The organism is Actinokineospora lacus, assembly GCF_053813445.1.
Map to the genome: position 1 here is coordinate 873,308 of NZ_JBQERA010000001.1, position 17,330 is coordinate 890,637.

At 71.1% G+C, this 17,330-nt stretch carries 16 protein-coding genes and 1 pseudogene; 12 read left to right on the forward strand and 5 right to left on the reverse strand.

From position 1 onward, the window contains the following. Positions 1–139: 139 nt before the first annotated feature. Both ACTG9Q_RS04455 and ACTG9Q_RS04460 read left to right on the forward strand, forming a co-directional pair. Positions 140–454 carry a type VII secretion target gene (locus ACTG9Q_RS04455; RefSeq protein ID WP_455571262.1) on the forward strand — a complete coding sequence of 105 codons (315 nt, stop codon included), beginning with the start codon at positions 140–142 and terminating at the stop codon, positions 452–454. Next, positions 454–1,533: a WXG100 family type VII secretion target gene (locus ACTG9Q_RS04460; RefSeq protein WP_455571263.1), complete on the forward strand. Its 1,080-nt coding sequence runs from the start codon at positions 454–456 to the stop codon at positions 1,531–1,533. The genes ACTG9Q_RS04455 and ACTG9Q_RS04460 overlap by 1 nt, the downstream gene beginning before the upstream one ends. Here ACTG9Q_RS04460 and ACTG9Q_RS04465 read toward each other — a convergent pair. The 5 genes from ACTG9Q_RS04465 to eccD are packed head-to-tail and all read right to left on the reverse strand — an operon-like array spanning position 1,517 to position 6,247. Further along, on the reverse strand, positions 1,517–1,777 hold the full coding sequence (locus tag ACTG9Q_RS04465) for a DUF397 domain-containing protein (protein WP_455571264.1): 261 nt from the start codon (positions 1,775–1,777) through the stop codon (positions 1,517–1,519). The genes ACTG9Q_RS04460 and ACTG9Q_RS04465 overlap by 17 nt on opposite strands. Then, positions 1,774–2,982, reverse strand: coding sequence for a Scr1 family TA system antitoxin-like transcriptional regulator (locus tag ACTG9Q_RS04470; protein ID WP_455571265.1), 1,209 nt, complete (start codon positions 2,980–2,982; stop codon positions 1,774–1,776). The genes ACTG9Q_RS04465 and ACTG9Q_RS04470 overlap by 4 nt, the downstream gene beginning before the upstream one ends. After that, complete coding sequence (locus ACTG9Q_RS04475; RefSeq protein WP_455571266.1) at positions 2,970–3,356, reverse strand: hypothetical protein; 387 nt, start codon at positions 3,354–3,356, stop codon at positions 2,970–2,972. Before ACTG9Q_RS04475 ends, ACTG9Q_RS04470 begins: the two co-directional genes overlap by 13 nt. Before the next feature lie 48 nt (positions 3,357–3,404). Continuing rightward, complete coding sequence (gene mycP / locus ACTG9Q_RS04480) at positions 3,405–4,799, reverse strand: type VII secretion-associated serine protease mycosin (RefSeq protein ID WP_455571267.1); 1,395 nt, start codon at positions 4,797–4,799, stop codon at positions 3,405–3,407. Positions 4,800–4,843: 44 nt separating this feature from the next. After that, a complete protein-coding gene (eccD, locus tag ACTG9Q_RS04485) occupies positions 4,844–6,247 on the reverse strand; it encodes a type VII secretion integral membrane protein EccD (protein WP_455571268.1) in 1,404 nt (467 codons plus the stop codon). 120 nt (positions 6,248–6,367) lie between these two features. Between eccD and ACTG9Q_RS04490 the strand changes: the two genes are divergently transcribed. The 10 genes and pseudogenes from ACTG9Q_RS04490 to ACTG9Q_RS04535 all read left to right on the forward strand — a co-directional run. Then, complete coding sequence (locus tag ACTG9Q_RS04490; protein WP_455571269.1) at positions 6,368–7,063, forward strand: hypothetical protein; 696 nt, start codon at positions 6,368–6,370, stop codon at positions 7,061–7,063. Between the two features lie 46 nt (positions 7,064–7,109). Beyond that, entirely contained in the window at positions 7,110–11,102 is a 3,993-nt protein-coding gene (eccCa, locus tag ACTG9Q_RS04495; RefSeq protein WP_455571270.1) for a type VII secretion protein EccCa, read from the forward strand. A 26-nt stretch (positions 11,103–11,128) separates the two neighbouring features. Further along, positions 11,129–11,353: a hypothetical protein gene (locus tag ACTG9Q_RS04500; RefSeq protein WP_455571271.1), complete on the forward strand. Its 225-nt coding sequence runs from the start codon at positions 11,129–11,131 to the stop codon at positions 11,351–11,353. Positions 11,354–11,534: 181 nt separating this feature from the next. Continuing rightward, positions 11,535–11,846, forward strand: coding sequence for a WXG100 family type VII secretion target (locus tag ACTG9Q_RS04505; protein WP_455571272.1), 312 nt, complete (start codon positions 11,535–11,537; stop codon positions 11,844–11,846). 63 nt (positions 11,847–11,909) lie between these two features. Continuing rightward, on the forward strand, positions 11,910–12,197 hold the full coding sequence (locus tag ACTG9Q_RS04510) for a WXG100 family type VII secretion target (protein WP_455571273.1): 288 nt from the start codon (positions 11,910–11,912) through the stop codon (positions 12,195–12,197). A 290-nt stretch (positions 12,198–12,487) separates the two neighbouring features. After that, positions 12,488–12,931, forward strand: a complete 444-nt coding sequence (gene rplM / locus ACTG9Q_RS04515) for a 50S ribosomal protein L13 (protein ID WP_455571274.1) — start codon at positions 12,488–12,490, stop codon at positions 12,929–12,931. Positions 12,932–12,975: 44 nt separating this feature from the next. Next, complete coding sequence (rpsI, locus tag ACTG9Q_RS04520) at positions 12,976–13,539, forward strand: 30S ribosomal protein S9 (RefSeq protein WP_455571326.1); 564 nt, start codon at positions 12,976–12,978, stop codon at positions 13,537–13,539. A gap of 99 nt (positions 13,540–13,638) precedes the next feature. Continuing rightward, on the forward strand, positions 13,639–14,973 hold the full coding sequence (glmM, locus tag ACTG9Q_RS04525) for a phosphoglucosamine mutase (RefSeq protein ID WP_455571275.1): 1,335 nt from the start codon (positions 13,639–13,641) through the stop codon (positions 14,971–14,973). Between the two features lie 142 nt (positions 14,974–15,115). Further along, positions 15,116–15,469 (forward strand): WXG100 family type VII secretion target, encoded by a 354-nt coding sequence (locus ACTG9Q_RS04530; protein ID WP_455571276.1) that lies wholly within the window; start codon positions 15,116–15,118, stop codon positions 15,467–15,469. A 24-nt stretch (positions 15,470–15,493) separates the two neighbouring features. Beyond that, a pseudogene (locus tag ACTG9Q_RS04535) lies at positions 15,494–17,330 on the forward strand (hypothetical protein); the annotation flags it as partial.

Sequence of the window (17,330 nt, forward strand, 5' to 3'; positions counted from 1 at the left end):
CCGGTATTAGGACGATCCGTCCGCACCACCAGCGCGCGGACTGATCACGACTCTCCCGCACCCCACACCGGAAACCCGGCCTAGGGGAACCGCCCCGGAGCACCTACCGTCGGAAGTGCGGCGAAGGAGGTTGTCCACGATGGCGGTCATCAAGGTCGATCCCGACTGGGTCGGCGACTACGCGAAGAAGGTCGCCGACGCGGCCACCGAGCTCTCCGAGGGCGCCACGGTCCTGAACACCGCGCCCCTGGGGCCGGAGGCGTTCGGCTCCCTGGGCCGCACGGTCCGCACGGCGGACGCGTACATGCGCGCCGCCGAGGCGCTGCGCGGGCAGCTCACCCGGGGTGTCGACGCTCTGACGACCGCCTCGGAGAACCTCGCCGAGGTCGCCGAGAAGTACCGCGCCTCCGACGACGACGGCGCGGTCGCCCTGCGCCGCAGCGGGGGTGAGTGATGCGCGTGGCGATGGCGGGCAGCCCCGGCGGCGGCCCCGGTGGTGGCCCTGACGGCGTCGACGTCGAGACCGGTGTCGGCCCGTACCTGGACTTCCTGAGCAGGCTGTGCGCGGAGCTGGGCGTGCCCGACCCGGTGGAGGAGTACTTCGCCCCGGTGCTCGGCCGCTGGAGCGACCTGCACGCCGAGGCGGCCCGCTGGCGCGCGGTCGGCGCGACCGCCGAGCAGGTGAGCGCGGGCCTGACCGCGCCGCTGGGAGGGCTCGACGCCGCCTGGCAGGGCGCCGACGCCGACTCGTTCATCGAGTACATGAACCGGGTCGGCCTGGCGGGCAACGACATGGCCGACGCGATGACCGCCATGGCGGAGGTGCTGGACGAGACCGCCGAGGGCCTGCGGGAGATCGTGGTGACCCTCGCGGACATGCTCGTGGACACCGCCGACACCGCGAACCAGACCAGGTCGGCGCCGGGCATGGGCGACGACCGGACCCGGCTGTACCTGGACCGGATGCGCGAACCCGGGCGCGAGCTGTTCGAGTCGGTGCGCCAGGTGCTGGAGGCGCTGGTGCGGCTGTGCGAGGGCATCGACGGCTCCTCGGCGTTCACGGGCACGGCGATGGCGCACCGGTTCCCGGAGGTGGACTGGGCGGTGGCGATGCCGGAGGTCAAGCCGGTGGAGGCGGAGTCGCCGTCGTCGGCGGCCAGTGCGGGTGGTGCGGGCGGTGCGGCGGGCTTTGGCGGCTCGGCCGGTGGTGGCGGCGGCGGGTTCAGCGGGGGCGGTGGTGGGGGCGCGCCGACTCCCCAGCCGCTGGCGGCGGGCGGTCACGTGATGGCGGGCGAGGCGGCGCACACCAAGCAGGCGCCTGCCGCCGCTGCCGCTGGCGGCGGGCAGGGCGCGGCGGGTGCGGGTCGCGGCGGCATGGGCATGGGCGGGATGCCGATGATGCCCATGGGCGGGGCGATGGGCGGCCAGGGCGGGGAGGAGGAGTACAAGCCGCGCAACCGGGTGCAGGGGAACCCGGAGGACATCTTCGGCAAGCCCGGCAAGGCGTCGCCGTCGGTCATCGGCGACGACTGACGGGGTCAGACGGACGCGATGAACCTCGACCAGGCGGTCGGGGTGAGGTGCAGGACCGGGCCCCCTGGGGGTTCTTGGAGTCGCGGACCTGTACCTCACAGGTGCTGCGGTACTCCACGCAGTTATCTCCACCCGCGTTGCTGAAGCTGCTCTTGGTCCAGCCGGTCATGCGGCACTCCACGCACTGGTCACTCGCGCCAGCGCTGAAGCTGCTCTTGAACCATCCACTGTCCACAGTGCTCATTCCTCCTGAAGCTTCCGGCGAATGAAATCAACAGTAGCGCGGTGATCCAGAGCCAATTCCTGAATCCTCCGGAAGGCTCGGAGAAGGGCAGCGACGTCGGATGCGCTGTCGACGTACGTGGACGGGCCGTAAGCCCCGGGCGTGAACGCCACTGGCGGTGCCGCGCCGTCGAAGTCCAGAATCACGATCGAGCCGTTCGGCGAGGGATTCCGCACCCAGCCCGGACGCAGCACACCAAGGCTGAGCTTGGGATATAGGCGGCACAGGTAGAGCAGGTGGTCGCACTGCTCCTTCAGCAAGTCCACCTCGGCTTGATCTGAGCTGTCGAAGGCCAAGGCGTCTTCGGTGAAGACGAATTGCAGGTCCTTGGGCGGCCGTGACTCCAGTACCTTCACCTGCCGCTCGCGCCGGAACGTGACACGACTCTCCGTGATCGCTTCGGACGATTCCCAGAACACGCCGTCACCGGAGTTGATCACGGCGCGGATGTATTGGGGCGTCTGCAAGATCACCGGGATGATGCCCGGTTCGTAGCTGTAGAGGGCGGCGGCGTCCGCCTCCATATCGGCGAGCCGTTGGAACGAGCCGGGGAGGTTGTCGGTGTAGTGATTCGTCCGGCTGCGGCGCTTGCGGGTCCGGGCGGTGACGCCCAGATCGAGCAGCGTGTCGCGCTCCGCGCCGTGGACTTCGAGGAAGTCGAGCGCCATCGCCAGTTCCTCGGCGTTCAGCGTGGCGCTGCCGTCCTCGACCTTGCTGATCCTGGTCGCCAGGTGCCCGATCGCCTCGCCCACTTCCTGCTGCGACCGCCCGAGCGCGGGCCGCCCACCGGTCTCAAGAAACTCCCGCAGCCCCCGCCGCACCTGCTCCACGTCCACCTCGACATCGGCGCGCACCTCACTGAGGTTGCCCATGTACACGTACTCCACAAAGGACTCGGGGTCCCCGTCTCCCTTGGTGCTGCCACCGTCCGCGGCGTGATACTGGATGAAGCCCTTCCCCTGCCCCAGACCAACCTCAAGCACGGGAAGCCGCTGCCCCTTGACGTTGACCTGGATCATGGCCCCACAACGATGGTCTTTCGTCTCGACCAGCACGCGCTCAACAAGCGCATCAAGATCCTCAACAGTCCGCAACACATACGCCGGTTCCCCAGGCCCGTAATCGTTCTCAGCAGCCTGGTCGTACCACGCCTCTAGCTCGACCACGTCTGCCCTCCTGTGAAGGTCTTGCGGTAGTTGCTGGGTGTCGTTGTTGCCTTGCCGGAGCCTGCGCGGTTGGGCACCGGGCTGCTGGGTACAGGGCTCGATGGTGCCGACGCCCGACCACCGGCGATGTTAGTCAGGTACTGCTGGATCAGCTGTCGCGCCTGCTCCACCTGTTGGTAGACCTGACCAAGCTGGTGCTTGGCGTGGCCGAGAAGGGCGATGGCTTGCCCGGCTTCCGGCCGCAGGCTGCCGTGGGTCGCGGCGGCGACGACGCGTTCAGCCTCGTCAATCAGCTGCAACGCTTGGGCGAGGGGCGCGAGGTCGAGGGCGTGAAGCACCCGGCGCAGATCGGCCGCCACCTCCTCGACCGACATACCGCGCCCCCCGTGCGGCCAGTCAGGCCGAGGTCACCGCAGACGTCTTCACGCCTGCCCGCGGGGTTCGGCCCGGAGCTCCGGGCGGCTGCGGCGCACGGTTTGCACGACGAAGAGGGTGAGGAGCAACAGCAGGACGCCGCCGCCCGCGCCGATCATGGCCACCTGCATCGGGGTCCAGTCCTTGGGGACGGCGGGGGGCATCTGCATCCGGACGTCCACCGCCTCCTCGGGCGGGACGTTCTGCTCGGCCGGGATCATCGTGGTCAGGGCGCCGATGGGGTTGATCATGCCGTAGCCGACCAGGTTGTCGTGGCCGCCGGGGGCAGCGGGGTGCGAGGCGGTCACCTTGATGCGCTCCATCACCTGGCGGGCGGTCAGGTGATCGAACCGCTCCCTGATCAGCGCCGCCAGGCCCGCCACGTACGGCGCGGCGAAGCTCGTGCCCTGGATGGTGTTGCGCTGGCCCTGCTGGACCTGCAGGTTCGCCAGCCCCCGGCCGGACGGGTCCAGCGAGATGATCTCGGTGCCCGGCGCCGACACGCTCACCCACGGCCCCTGCACGCTGAACGGGGCCGGGTCGCCGTTGCGGTCCATCGCGGCCACCGAGATCACGTCGTCGGAGAACCACGGCGGGGTCACGATGTGGGAGGGGCGGTTCGGGTCGGTGCCGTTGCGCGAGTCCGGGCACTCGTCCTCGCCGGTGTTGCCCGCGGAGGTCACCAGCACCGCGTCCTTCTGGTCGACGGCGTAGCGCACCGCCGCCTGCAGCGCCAGCTCACCGGAGTCGATCACGTACTTGGCCGCGGGCCTGCACCGGTTCACCGACATGTTGATCACCTGGGCGCCGGAGTTGGCGGCCAGCACGACCGCCTGCGCCAGCGTGTCCAGGTTGCCCGCAGGCTGCTCCTGGGGCCGGGGGACCTGCGGCGTCGGCGGGGGCGTGCCCCGGTAGTTGGCGCTGGACTGGCGGATGCTCAGGATCGTCGCCTCGGGCGCGATGCCCTTGAACCCGATCCCCAGCTCCGCGGGCGGGTTCGCCGCGATGATGCCCGCGACCTCGGTGCCGTGGCCGTCGCAGTCCAGGAGTCCCCGGTCGGCCTTGATGACGTAGTCGCCGATGCCCTCCAACCGGCCGCGCAGGAACTCGTGCTCGGCCACCCCGGTGTCGATGACGGCGACCTTGATCCCCTTGCCGGTGGCGAACTTGTGCAGGGTGTCGAACTGCAGCCGGGTCTGGCCCCACGGCTTGTTCTTCAGGTCGACGTTCTGGTTGAGGCTGGAGATGCACTCGGTCTTCTTGACGTAGGGCAGGTTCGGGTCCGTGCCCGTGGGGACCTTCGTGTCCGGCGGCAGCGGCGGCGGGGTCGCCCCCGCGGTCGCGGGCGGGGCCTGCTGGGCGAGCGCGGGCTGCGCGGGAACGGCGAGAGCCAGCGCGGCCACGCACAACAGGGCCGGATAACGCCAAGCCGGGGACCGCACGACCACTACCCGCCGATCTTGAAGTTCACGTGCCGCAGCACCGAGTACAGGTTCATCACCGCCAGCGACAGCGGCAGCACCACCGCGATGCAGATCGCCTCGAACACCTCGACGCTGCGCCGCAGCGGCGGGGAGAACCGCTGGTTCGGGAACACCACGCCCAGCACCAGCGCGCCCGCCGCGACGATCACCAGCGCGCCGAAGACCCACAGCAGCCGGGAGAACGTGTCCATGGACATCAGCCAGCCCACCAGGATGCCGCCCGCGGCGAGCATCCCGGTCGCCAGCAGCGCGATGGCCTGGCTGCCGTTGGCGTAGGTCCGCGCGCGCAGCAGCAGCACCAGCGTGGCCACCACGCCCAGCGTCACGCCCCACGGCCCCTCGGCGGTGGCCGAGACGATCGCGCCGATCGCCGCGGTCAGGCCGCAGCCGACGATCATGCCCGTCATGTACTCGTGCGCCAGGCCCGCGCGGCGCTCGATGGAGCGGTAGTCCGGGAAACCGGTGTCTTCCTTCAGGTCCTCCGCGCTGCCCGGCACGTTCGGCAGGGGCAGGCGGGCCAGCTGGATCGTCAGCCGGGGCAGCAGCGAGAGCCCGGCGAGGGAGACCGCGACCGCGCCCGCGGCGATGCCCGGCGCCGGGTGCGCGATCAGCGTGGCCATGCCGAAGGTGAGCACGCCCAGGACCGCGGCGGTGCCCGCGGCGACGAACGTCGTCACGCCCGCGCCGATCAGCATGATCGAGGCGGAGGCCACGATCAGCACCAGCGCGGAGGCCAGCAGCAGCGAGGGCCGCCCCGGCGTCCCCGGCACGATCGACAGGCCGCTCACGAAGGCCATCGGCAACCCGCCCGCCGCCGCGATCAGCACCCCGGTCGTGCGCTCCTGGTACGCCCGCGCGAACACCGCGCCCAGCGTCACCGCGATCACCGCCGCGACACCTGCGGTGATCGCCGGGCCGAGGTTGCCCCCGCCCGCCATCGGACCGGCCAGCAGCACCGCCGCCGCGCCGGTGATCAGCGCGAGCGCGCCCGCGATGTGGCCGATGCGGCGCGCGGTTTCCTTGGTCCAGGGCCGGTAGCTGTCCGGGGCGGACTCGGCGATGGCGTCGACGACGTCGTCGTAGAGCGGGGGCGGCGGGTTCTCCGCGCGCTTGCGCAGCTGGAGCATGTCGCCGTCGACGATGCCGAGCGAGCCCAGCGTGCGGCTGGGGTCCAGCGGGGCGTCGCCGAGCTTGGCCAGGCACCAGCCGCCGTGGCGGGCGCCGCCGTCGGGGGTCGTCTCCTTGGCCATCTCCAGCAGCATCGGCAGCAGGTCGGCCACCGCGACGTCGGCGGGCAGCGCCACGTCGATGCGCGTTCTCGGGGCCACCACCGTCACCCGGCTGAACACGGTCGTCCCCGTTGCCACCTCGCTGCCCCCTTGCCGCACGACGTGTCCCGGCGCTCGCGGGACGGCCCCTAGTATGGCCGGACCGGTCCGCACGGGTGAGCCGGTTCTGGATAAACGGACCGCGGGGGCCGAAACCACATGGCGGAGTCCAGCATCGCCCACAAGGTGCTCCCGATCCTGCTGGTGGCCGGGGCGCTGGGCGGCGCGGTGCTCGCCGCCAGGGTGACCGGGGAGTTCGCCGCCGCCCTGGTCCCGCTGGCCTTCGCCGCGGCGGTCGCGGTGTCGAGCTGGGCCGCGGCGGGCCGCGTCCTGCCGGGCAGGCTCGCGCTGGGCGTGGTGCAGGTCGCGGCCGGGCTGGCGCTGGGCGGCGCGCTGTTCGTCCACGGCGGGCGCGACCCGCTGGCGACGGTGTCCGGGTTCCTCCTCGTCGTGCCCGCGCTGGTCCTGATGCTGACCAGGCCGGTCGACACCACGCCGCGCCCGGCCACCGCGTACGCGCCGGTGGTCGCCGCCGGGCTGGCCGCGCTGCTGCTGGCGGTGCGGTTCATCGCCGAGTCCGGCGACGCCGGGTCACTGCTGTTCGGCGGTCTCTACCTGCTGGTCGCGGTCCTGCTCGCGGCGTCGGGCGGCGCCGAGGGCCCGGCCCGGTTCGCGGTCGGCGCGCTCGCGGCGGCGGTGTCGGTCGGGCTGCTGTACTTCCTGGCGATCAGCGGCGCGGGCGGGCTGCCGGTGCTCCTCGCCGCGCTGTTCACCGCCTCGGCCGTGGCAGGCATCGGCCCGGTTGGCAAGCCCCGTTCGGCCGAACCGGCGGACGACGACCGCCCGGTTCGGTAGGTTCCTCAGGCGAGTCCTGCCTATGACGTAAAGAGGTGTCCTCCCGGTGAGCACGCTGCAGTTCAAGCGATCGCCGCGCATGGCCGCGCCCCGTCAGCCCGGCGGCGAGGTCCACCTGGAGCCGCCGCCGGAGGTGCCCAGGGTCATCCCGGGCAGCATCGTGATGAAGCTGCTGCCCGCGGTCATGATCGTGGCCTCCATCGGGATGATGGTCTTCATGTTCATGGTGGGCGGCCGGAACCCGATGTCGCTCATGTTCGGCGGCATGTTCCTGATCTCCACCGTGGGCATGATGGCCAGCGGCATGGGCGGGCGCGGCGGCGGCCAGAAGAAGGCCGAGATGAACGAGGACCGCAAGGACTACCTGCGCTACCTCGGCCAGATGCGCGACCGGGCCCGCGAGGCCGCCCTCGACCAGCGCGCCGCCCTGGAGTGGACCCACCCCGACCCGCAGGCCATGTGGTCGATCGCCACCAGCCGCCGGATGTGGGAGCGCCGCCAGGCCGACCCCGACTTCTGCCACCTGCGCGCGGGCCGCGGCTCGCAGCGGCTGGCCACCCGGCTCGTCCCGCCGCAGACCGGCCCGGTCGACGAGCTGGAGCCGATCGCCACGCTGGCGCTGCGCCGGTTCGTGCGCGCCCACTCGATCGTCCCCGACCTGCCGATCCAGGTCGCCATCCGCGGGTTCGCCGCCGTCGGCATCGCGGGCGAGCGCGAGCAGGCCCGCGGCCTCGCCCGCGCGCTGCTGGCCCAGCTGGTCACCTTCCACAGCCCCGACGACGTGCTGGTCGCCGTGGTCACCGCGGGCAAGGCCAAGCAGGACTGGGAGTGGGCCAAGTGGCTGCCGCACGCCCAGCACCCGTCGATGGTCGACGGCATCGGGCAGCTGCGGATGATGGCCGGGTCGCTGGCCCAGATCGAGCAGTGGCTCGACGAGGAGCTGCGCGACCGGCAGCGGTTCACCCGCAACGCCCCGCCGCAGCCCGACCAGCCGCACATCGTGATCGTCCTGGACGACGGCGAGGTCACCCGCGAGGAGCAGATCATCCTGGAGGAGGGCCTGGTCGGGGTCACCCTGCTCGACCTCTCCGACTGCCTCGGCACGCTGACCGCCCGCCGCGGCCTGCGCCTGGTGGTCGAGGGCGACAAGCTCGGCGCGCGCAGCGCCAGCGGCGTGGAGTGGTTCGCCTCCCCGGACACGCTGACCGTCGCCGAGGCCGAGGCGCTGGCCCGCAAGCTCTCGCCGTACCGACTGGGCGCGGGCCAGGCCGACGCGGGGGAGGAGGACGCGCTGCTGTCCAACCCGACCCTGCTGGAGCTGCTGGGCATCCCCGGCGACCCGATGACCTTCGACGTGCAGCAGGCGTGGCGCCCGCGGCCGGTGCGCGACCGCTACCGGGTGCCCTTCGGCATCGGGGAGTTCGGCCAGCCCGTCGAGCTGGACATCAAGGAAGCGGCGATGGAGGGCATGGGCCCGCACGGGCTGTGCATCGGCGCGACCGGCTCCGGCAAGTCGGAGTTCCTGCGCACGCTGGTGCTGGGCATGCTGGCCACGCACTCGTCCACGACGCTGAACTTCGTCCTGGTCGACTTCAAGGGCGGCGCGACGTTCCTCGGCCTTGACGACGCCCCGCACGTCTCGGCGACGATCACCAACCTGGCGGGCGAGATCACCCTCGTCGACCGCATGAAGGACGCGCTCGCCGGGGAGATGAACCGCCGCCAGGAGGCGCTGAAGAACGGCGGCAACTTCAAGAACGTCTGGGAGTACGAGAAAGCGCGCGAGAACGGCGCCGACCTCGACCCGCTGCCCGCGCTGTTCATCGTCGTCGACGAGTTCTCCGAGCTGCTCTCGGCCAAGCCGGACTTCATCGACCTGTTCGTCATGATCGGCCGCCTCGGCCGCTCGCTCCAGATGCACATGCTGCTGGCCTCGCAGCGCCTTGAGGAAGGCAAGCTGCGCGGCCTGGACTCGCACCTGTCCTACCGGATCGGCCTGAAGACGTTCTCCGCGGCGGAATCCCGCGCGGCCATCGGCGTCCCGGACGCCTTCGAGCTGCCGTCCATCCCGGGCTCGGGCTACCTGAAGTACGACACGAGCACGATGGTGCGCTTCAAAGCGTCCTATGTGTCCGGTCCTTATCGGCCAGCGGGAATGCAGGCCGCGGGCCCGGTCACCGCGGTCAGCGGCGACCGGCGCGCCAAGCTGTTCGTGCCGGACTACGTGGAGATCGCCAAGGAGCCGGAGAAGCCGGTCCTGCCGGTCAAGGAGGAGCCCAAGCCGGAGAGCGGCCAGGAGGCCAGCGAACTCGACGTCGTCGTCGCGCGCCTGGTCGGGCAGGGCCCGCCCGCGCACGAGGTGTGGCTGCCCCCGCTCAACGAGCCCAACTCGCTGGACACGCTGTTCCCGCCGCTGCAGCCCACCGAGGACCGCGGCCTGTCGCCGGTCGGCTTCTACGGCAACGGCCGCCTGCAGATCCCGCTGGGCATCATCGACAAGCCCTACGAGCAGCGCCGGGACCTGCTGTGGGCGGACTTCTCCGGCGCCGCGGGCCACGCCGCCGTCGCGGGCGGCCCGCAGTCGGGCAAGTCGATGCTGCTGCGCACGATGATCATGTCGATGGCGCTGACCCACACCCCCCAGGAAGTCCAGTTCTACGCCGTCGACCTCGGCGGCGGCACGCTGGGCTCGCTGGACGGGCTGCCGCACGTCGGCGGCGTCGCGGGCCGCCTCGACCCCGACAAGGTCCGCCGCATGGTGGCCGAGGTGACCAGCCTGGTCACCGAGCGCGAGGGCCGCTTCCGCGATCTGGGCATCGACTCGATGACCGACTACCGCAACCGCAAGCGCCGCGGCGAGATCGCCGACGACCCCTTCGGCGACGTCTTCCTGGTCGTCGACGGCTGGCTGAACTTCCGCCAGGAGTTCGAGAGCCTGGAGATGCAGGTCGTCAACCTGGCCGCGCAGGGCCTGTCCTACGGCATCCACGTCGTCGTGGCCGCCAACCGCTGGGCGGAGATCCGCCCGGCCCTCAAGGACCTGCTGGGCACCCGCTTCGAGCTGCGCCTCGGCGACCCGTCGGAGTCCGACGTGGACCGCAGGGTCGCGGTGAACATCCCCGCCGGGCGCCCCGGCCGCGGGCTCTCCCGCGACAAGCTGCACTTCCTGGTCGGGCTGCCCAGGGTCGACGGGTCGAGCAACCCCGACGACGTCGCGGGCGGCGTGCAGGACGCGGTGGCCCGGATCAAGGGCGCCTGGCGCGGGCGCGGCGCGCCGAAGGTCCGCCTGCTCCCCGACCTCATGGCCTACCAGGACCTGCTGGCCCAGGACCAGCGCCGCGACACCAAGCTCGTCCCGATCGGCGTCAACGAGGACGACCTGGCCCCGGTGTACCTGGACTTCGACGCCGAGCCGCACTTCATGGCCTTCGCCGACGGCGAGTCCGGCAAGACGAACCTGCTGCGGACCATCGTGCGCGGGATCATGGACCGCTACACGCCGAAGGAAGCGGTCATCATCCTGGTCGACTACCGGCGCACGATGCTGGGCTTCGTCAACACCGACCACCTGCTCAGCTACGCGGTGTCGTCCAACCAGCTGGGCGACATCGTCAAGGACGTCCGCGGCTCGATGCTCAAGCGCCTGCCGGGACCGGACGTGACGCAGGAGCAGCTGAAGAACCGCTCGTGGTGGAAGGGCCCGGAGCTGTTCGTCATCGTCGACGACTACGACCTGGTCGCGCCACAGGGCAACAACCCGCTGCAACCGCTCTCGGAATTCCTGCCGCAGGCCAAGGACGTCGGCCTGCACATGGTGACCGTGCGGCGCACCGGCGGCGCGTCCCGGGCGATGTTCGACCCGATCCTGGGCAAGCTGAAGGAGATCGCGAGCCCCGGCCTGGTCATGGCGGGCAGCAAGGACGAGGGCGCGCTGCTGGGCACCGTCAAGCCCTCGGCGATGCCGCCGGGCCGCGGGACGCTGGTCGGCCGCAAGGTGGGCCAGGCGCTCATGCACGTGGCCTGGATTCAGCCGGACTGACCCGAGGGGGGCAGTACTGTCGCCCCATGAACCAGGACTTCGCGGAGTCCGTCGCCCGGTTCCGCGCGGATCTCGCCTCGGCCGTCACCCGCTCCCGGCGGGCGGCGGCCGAGGCGCGCGCGGATTCCGCCGCCCTGCGGCGCGAGATCCAGCGAGCCGCGGACGCGGAGAAGGACGCGCCCAAGCCGGGCCCTCCGTCCGATCCGGACGACGACGATTTCTCCGACCACCAGATCCTCATGCGCCCCTAATGGATGCTTTCGCACACGCGGTTGGGCGCTGACCTGCGGGTTCCGCGTTTCGGCGTTAGCGGGAGCAACTACCTGAGACCAACTGCAACCCGGGTGGAACCGAACCTGGCATGGTCACAGTCGTAAGGGGCGTACGGACGAAGAACGTACGAGCCAACCACTATGTAGGGGGTCACTCCCAATGGCCGGATACGGTGTTTCTGTAGAAGAGATGGCGAAGGCCGCGGTCGACGTGGACAACGTCAACCAGGAGAGCCAGGACGCGCTGAAGAGCCTGTACGGCGCTCTCAACCCGCTGCGGGACAACTGGAAGGGCCAGGCGTCCGTCGCCTTCAGCACCCTTCTGCAGCGCTACCAGGACGACTCCCGCAGGCTGCACGACGCCCTCCAGGCGATCTCGGAGCAGCTGAAGGAGTCCAACGCGGCGTACGTGCGCCAGGAGGAGGAGTCCTCCCAGTCCCTCAGCAACATCACCAACGTCCTCGGCGGCTGAGTTCGGCCCTAGTGCCGGCGAACACCAACACCAGGCTTATCCAGTACAGGGAGAAGAACTCAGATGAGTGAGATCAGCGTCAACTTCGCCGAGGTGGCCAACGCCGCCCAGTCCATCAACAGCACCTCCGGCCAGCTGGAGGGCCTGCTCAGCCAGCTGAAGAGCCGCCTGGCCCCGCTGGCCGCCGGTTACACCGGTGCCGCCTCCGAGGCGTGGAACGCCAAGCAGGCCGAGTGGGACAAGGCCTACGACGAGCTCAAGCAGGTCCTGTCCAGCATCGGCATGGCCGTGCAGCAGGCGGGCGACAACTACGAGGCGACCGAGAAGGCCAACGCCTCCCGCTGGGGCTAAACACCCCCACTGGGGACGAGCACCTCGATCGAGCCCGCGCGGCCGCCGGACCCGGTGGCCGCACGGGCTCGTTGTCTGTGCCGAACCGCCCCGGACCGTCGTGTGAGGGGACCCGTTTTGACCCTCGCCGAGCCCACCGGGTATCTTCTTTCTTTGTTGTGCGGCGCGGGGCGTGATGCCCGACTGGGTTGGTTTGGTCGGGTGGCGTTGCGCGCCCCGGGTCGGCCCGTCTGACCTGGGGTGATGCCCGCACAGGTGCCCATGACGCAAGTTGACAATGAGGTAGACCCGTGCCCACGTACACCCCGAAGCCCGGCGAGATCGACCGCGCTTGGCACGTTGTCGACGCCGAGGACGTGGTGCTTGGCAGGCTCGCCACGCACGTCGCGACCCTGCTGCGCGGCAAGCACAAGCCCACCTACGCCCCGCACGTCGACACTGGCGACTTCGTCGTCATCGTCAACGCCGAGAAGGTGGCGCTGACCGGAAACAAGCGCGACACCGCGTTCGTCTACCGGCACAGCGGCTACCCCGGCGGTCTGCGCAAGCGCTCCTTCGGCGAGATGCTCGACACCCGGCCGGAGCGGCTGCTGGAGAAGGTCGTCAAGGGCATGCTGCCCAAGAACAAGCTGGGCCGCGCCCAGGCCAAGAAGCTGAAGGTCTACGCGGGTCCGAGCCACCCGCATGAGGCGCAGCAGCCCAAGCCGTTCGAGATTGCGAAGGTCGCCAAGTGAGTGAGGACGTTGTGACCCCGGCCGAGGCCGAGGACACCCCCGAGGTGAACGAGGCCCCCGAGACTTCCGACGTCGCCGTCGAGGAGACCCCGGAGGAGGCCCCCGAGGCCACCCAGGATGACGAGGCCGTCCAGGACGACGAGGCCCCGGCCGACTCGTTCGAGGCCATCGAGGCCGAGGACGAGGACGACGAGGACGCCCCGGCGCTGCCCCGGCTGACCGCCGAGACCGCCCAGACCGTCGGCCGCCGCAAGGAGGCCGTGGTGCGGGTGCGCATCACCCCGGGCTCCGGCAAGTTCCTCCTCAACGGCAAGACCCTGGAGGAGTACTTCCCGAACAAGGTGCACCAGCAGCTCATCCGTGAGCCCCTGGTGACCGTCGAGAAGAACGAGGCCTTCGACATCCGCGCCAACCTGCACGGCGGCGGCATCACCGGGCAGGCGGGCGCGCTGCGCCTGGCCATCGCCCGCGCGCTGATCGAGCTGGACAGCGAGGACCGGCCGCCGCTGAAGAAGGCGGGCTTCCTCACCCGTGACCCCCGGGTCAAGGAGCGCAAGAAGTACGGCCTGAAGAAGGCCCGCAAGGCCCCCCAGTACAGCAAGCGCTGACCTCCGGGTCATCGGCTACCGGTCGGGAGCAGCACGCCTCGTGCTGCTCCCGTTTGGTTTTCCACCCCTTTTCTCTACTCAGCGGAGGTTTCCCAGTCCATGGCCCGCCTGTTCGGCACCGACGGTGTGCGCGGTCTCGCCAACGCTGAGCTGACCCCGGAGCTGGCGCTGTCGGTGGCCGCGTCGGCCGCCAGGGTGCTCGCCGCCCACGACCGCACGCACCGGCCGGTCGCCGTCGTCGGCCGCGACCCGCGGGCCAGCGGCGAGATGCTCCAGGCCGCGGTGTGCGCGGGTCTGGCGTCCGCGGGCGCCGACGTCATGCAGGTCGGCGTGCTGCCCACGCCCGGCGTGGCGTACCTGGTGGGCGACCTGGGCGCCGACCTGGGCGTGATGATCTCCGCCTCGCACAACGCGATGCCCGACAACGGCATCAAGCTCTTCGCCGCGGGCGGGCACAAGCTCCCCGACACGCTGGAGGACGAGATCGAGGCGGGGCTGGGCTCGACCGCCGACCGCCCGACCGGCGCGGGCGTCGGGCGGGTGTACGACATCAACGACGCCGTCGACCGCTACGTCGAGCACCTCCTCAAGGCCGTCCCCAACCGCCTCGACGGCCTGCGCGTCGTGGTCGACTGCGCCAACGGCGCCGCGTGGGCCGCGGCCCCCCGCGCCTACCGGGAGGCGGGCGCCGAGGTCATCGCCCTGCACGCCCTGCCCGACGGGGAGAACATCAACGACGGCTGCGGGTCCACCCACCTCGACGACCTCCGCGCCGCGGTCGTGGCCGAGGGTGCCCACCTGGGTATCGCCCACGACGGCGACGCCGACCGCTGCCTGGCCGTGGACGCCACCGGCGCCGTCGTCGACGGCGACCAGATCATGGCCGTGCTGGCGCTGGCGATGAAGGACGCGGGTGAGCTCGTCGACGACACCCTCGTCATCACCGTCATGAGCAACCTGGGCCTGCACCTGGCGATGCGCGACGCCGGTGTGGCGCTGCGCACGACGGGCGTCGGCGACCGCTACGTCCTGGAGGAGCTGCGCGCCTCGGGCCTGGCCCTGGGCGGCGAGCAGTCCGGGCACGTGATCATCCCCTCGCACGCCACCACCGGCGACGGCCTGCTCACCGCGATGCGGCTGATGGCCAGGATGGCGTCGACCGGGCGCTCCCTGGCCGACCTCGCGGGCGTGATGGCGAAGCTGCCGCAGGTGCTGGTGAACGTGAAGGTGGCGGACAAGGCCGCCGTCGCGTCCTCTCCGGAGGTCAGCGCGGCCGTCGCCGAGGTGGAGGCCGAGCTGGGCGACACCGGCCGCGTGCTGCTGCGCCCCTCGGGCACCGAGCAGCTCGTGCGGGTGATGGTGGAGGCCGCGAGCCAGGACCTGGCCCAGGCCGCCGCCGACCGCCTCGCCGGCGTGGTCGCCGCCGCGCGCTGATCCCCTTCGCGTCCGCAACCGATCCGGAACCGCGGCCCCGCCCCGCCCATCGCACCCCTGAACTCGCGGCAAAGGGACCGTCCTGGTCAGACCGGACGAGTACCCTGCGCACCAGGGGCCGGGTCACCGGAAGGGGAGAGCTGTGGGCAGTGGCGGTGGTTTCGACTACGACGCGGACGCGGTCCGCGGGTTCGCCGCGGTGTTCGCCGAGGCGCAGGCGCAGGTGTCGATGATCCAGTCGGACCTGGCGCAGAGCACCGCCAAGGCGCCCGACTTCGGCAAGACCTGGGCGGGTGTGCAGGGCGCGGAGTTCGAGCAGTACTGGCAGGCGCTCACGGCCGACCTGGGGAACCTGGCCACGCACCTGGGCGAGATCAGCGCGAGCCTGAACCAGGGCACCGATCTCGTGGTGGAGTCCGACACCTCCGGTTACAGCAACTTGAAGAAGATCGAGGAGCGGACCGGGCAGCCGCCCGCCGACACCCAGTACGTCTGAGCGTCTGGCTTTTAGGGGGTAGCAGTGGATTTCGAGAAGCCGGACGCTTACCAGGCACTGGTGAACAAGGCCGTCTCGGCGGGCACCAGGGGCGAGGCGTGGGACGAGATCGGCGACCGGCTCAACTCCGGCGTCGACCAGGTGATCCCGGCCTATGACGCCAAGCTGGAGCTCAACCTCAGCCCGAAGACGCCGGAGAAGCGCCAAGAGGTCAACGAGCTGCGCTGGGGGAAGGTCAAGAAGGACGCGCTGCGGCTGGAGGGCCTCGCCGCGGCGATGGAGAACATCGTCTCGGTCGTCAAGGGCGGCAAGGACAAGCTCGCCCACGACTGGAAAGGCGAGTCGTTCGAGGCGTTCAAGGTCGCCGTCGAGCGGGTGGAGAAGACCCTCACCGACTACGCGGGGGCGTGCAAGACGACCGCGGGCGGGCTCACCTCGGCCATGGACGGCGCCGAGCAGCTGTACTCGCAGTACGCGGACAACAGCGTCGGCATCTTCGACTTCAGCAGCTTCCCGAAGGCCGACGACTGGAAGAAGGTCACCCAGGGCGACCTCGACCAGTTCGCCGAGACCTGCGACGACTGGCACGAGTGGACCTTCAACTGCGACAAGGACGACGGCGACGCGCAGGCGATGATCGGCAAGCTCGCCACGCCGGAGATGCTGGAGTGGTTCGACTCCAACGAGTGCGACGAGAGCGGCGACAAGGTCAGGGGCATGGCCGACGACGTCGTCAGCAAGTCCGAGGAGACCAGGCAGCAGATCCGCGAGAAGATCCACAGTTGGTACGTCGCCACCGACGACCTCAAGGACCAGGTCACCGAGCTGCAGGACGCGGCGCTGGACAACCTGCGGATCATGGCCGAGCTGAAGGTGTTCGGCCTGATGAAGGTGCCCGGCGCGCCCAAGGGCGACGGCACCGACGGCACTGGCACGGGGACTGGCACCGGTACTGGCACTGGCACGGGGACCGGTACTGGAACTGACAGCGGTACTGGGACCGGTAGCGGTACGGGTAGTGGGACTGGGAGCGGCACCGGCTCGGGAACGCCCACGCCTGCGACCCCCATGCCCACCCCGGCGACCATGCCCTCACTGGAGGAGCTGACCGACCCGAGCGCGACCGATCCCAGCGCGACTGACCCCAGTGCCACCGATCCCAGCGCGACCGAGCCGCCCACGCAGGGCACACCGGGGCTCGACGGCAGGCCGGAGACGGTGCGGATCTCCGAAGACGGGCGCACCATCGAGGTCACCAGCCCGGACAGCCAGGGCCAGGTGACGGTGACCGTCGACGACGGCAGCGGCACCCCCAAGACGTACACAATGGACTTCGGCGCCGCGCCGACGCCCGGCCTTCCCGGCGGTCCCGCGCAGGGTCCCGACGGCGCGCAGGCACAGCCCGCCTTCGGTCCGGAAGGGACTCCCGCCGACGCGGGACAGGCGCCGGGCGCGGAAGGCGACCTCATCCGAGCGGGCGAGGACGGCAGGGCCGTCATCTCCGACCCGCCCACGACCATCACCGCCGAGCGGCCGGGCGGCGGCGACATCGTGGTGGTCACCGTCGACGACGGCACCGGCGCGAAGCCCACCACCTACACCCTCGACTACTCCGACCCGGCGCAGTCACCCACCCCGGCCCCGGACGGCGCGGGCGGCCAGCCCGGAACCACCAGGCCGGACCCCCTGACCGCCCAAGCAGCCTTCACCGAACCCGGCCAGACCAGCGGCTTCGCCGAGCCCGGCCAGACCAGCGGCTTCGCCGAGCCCGGCCAGACCAGCGGCTTCGCCGAGCCCGGCCAGACCAGCGGCTTCGCCGAGCCCGGCCAGACCAGCGGCTTCGCCGAGCCCGGCCAGACCA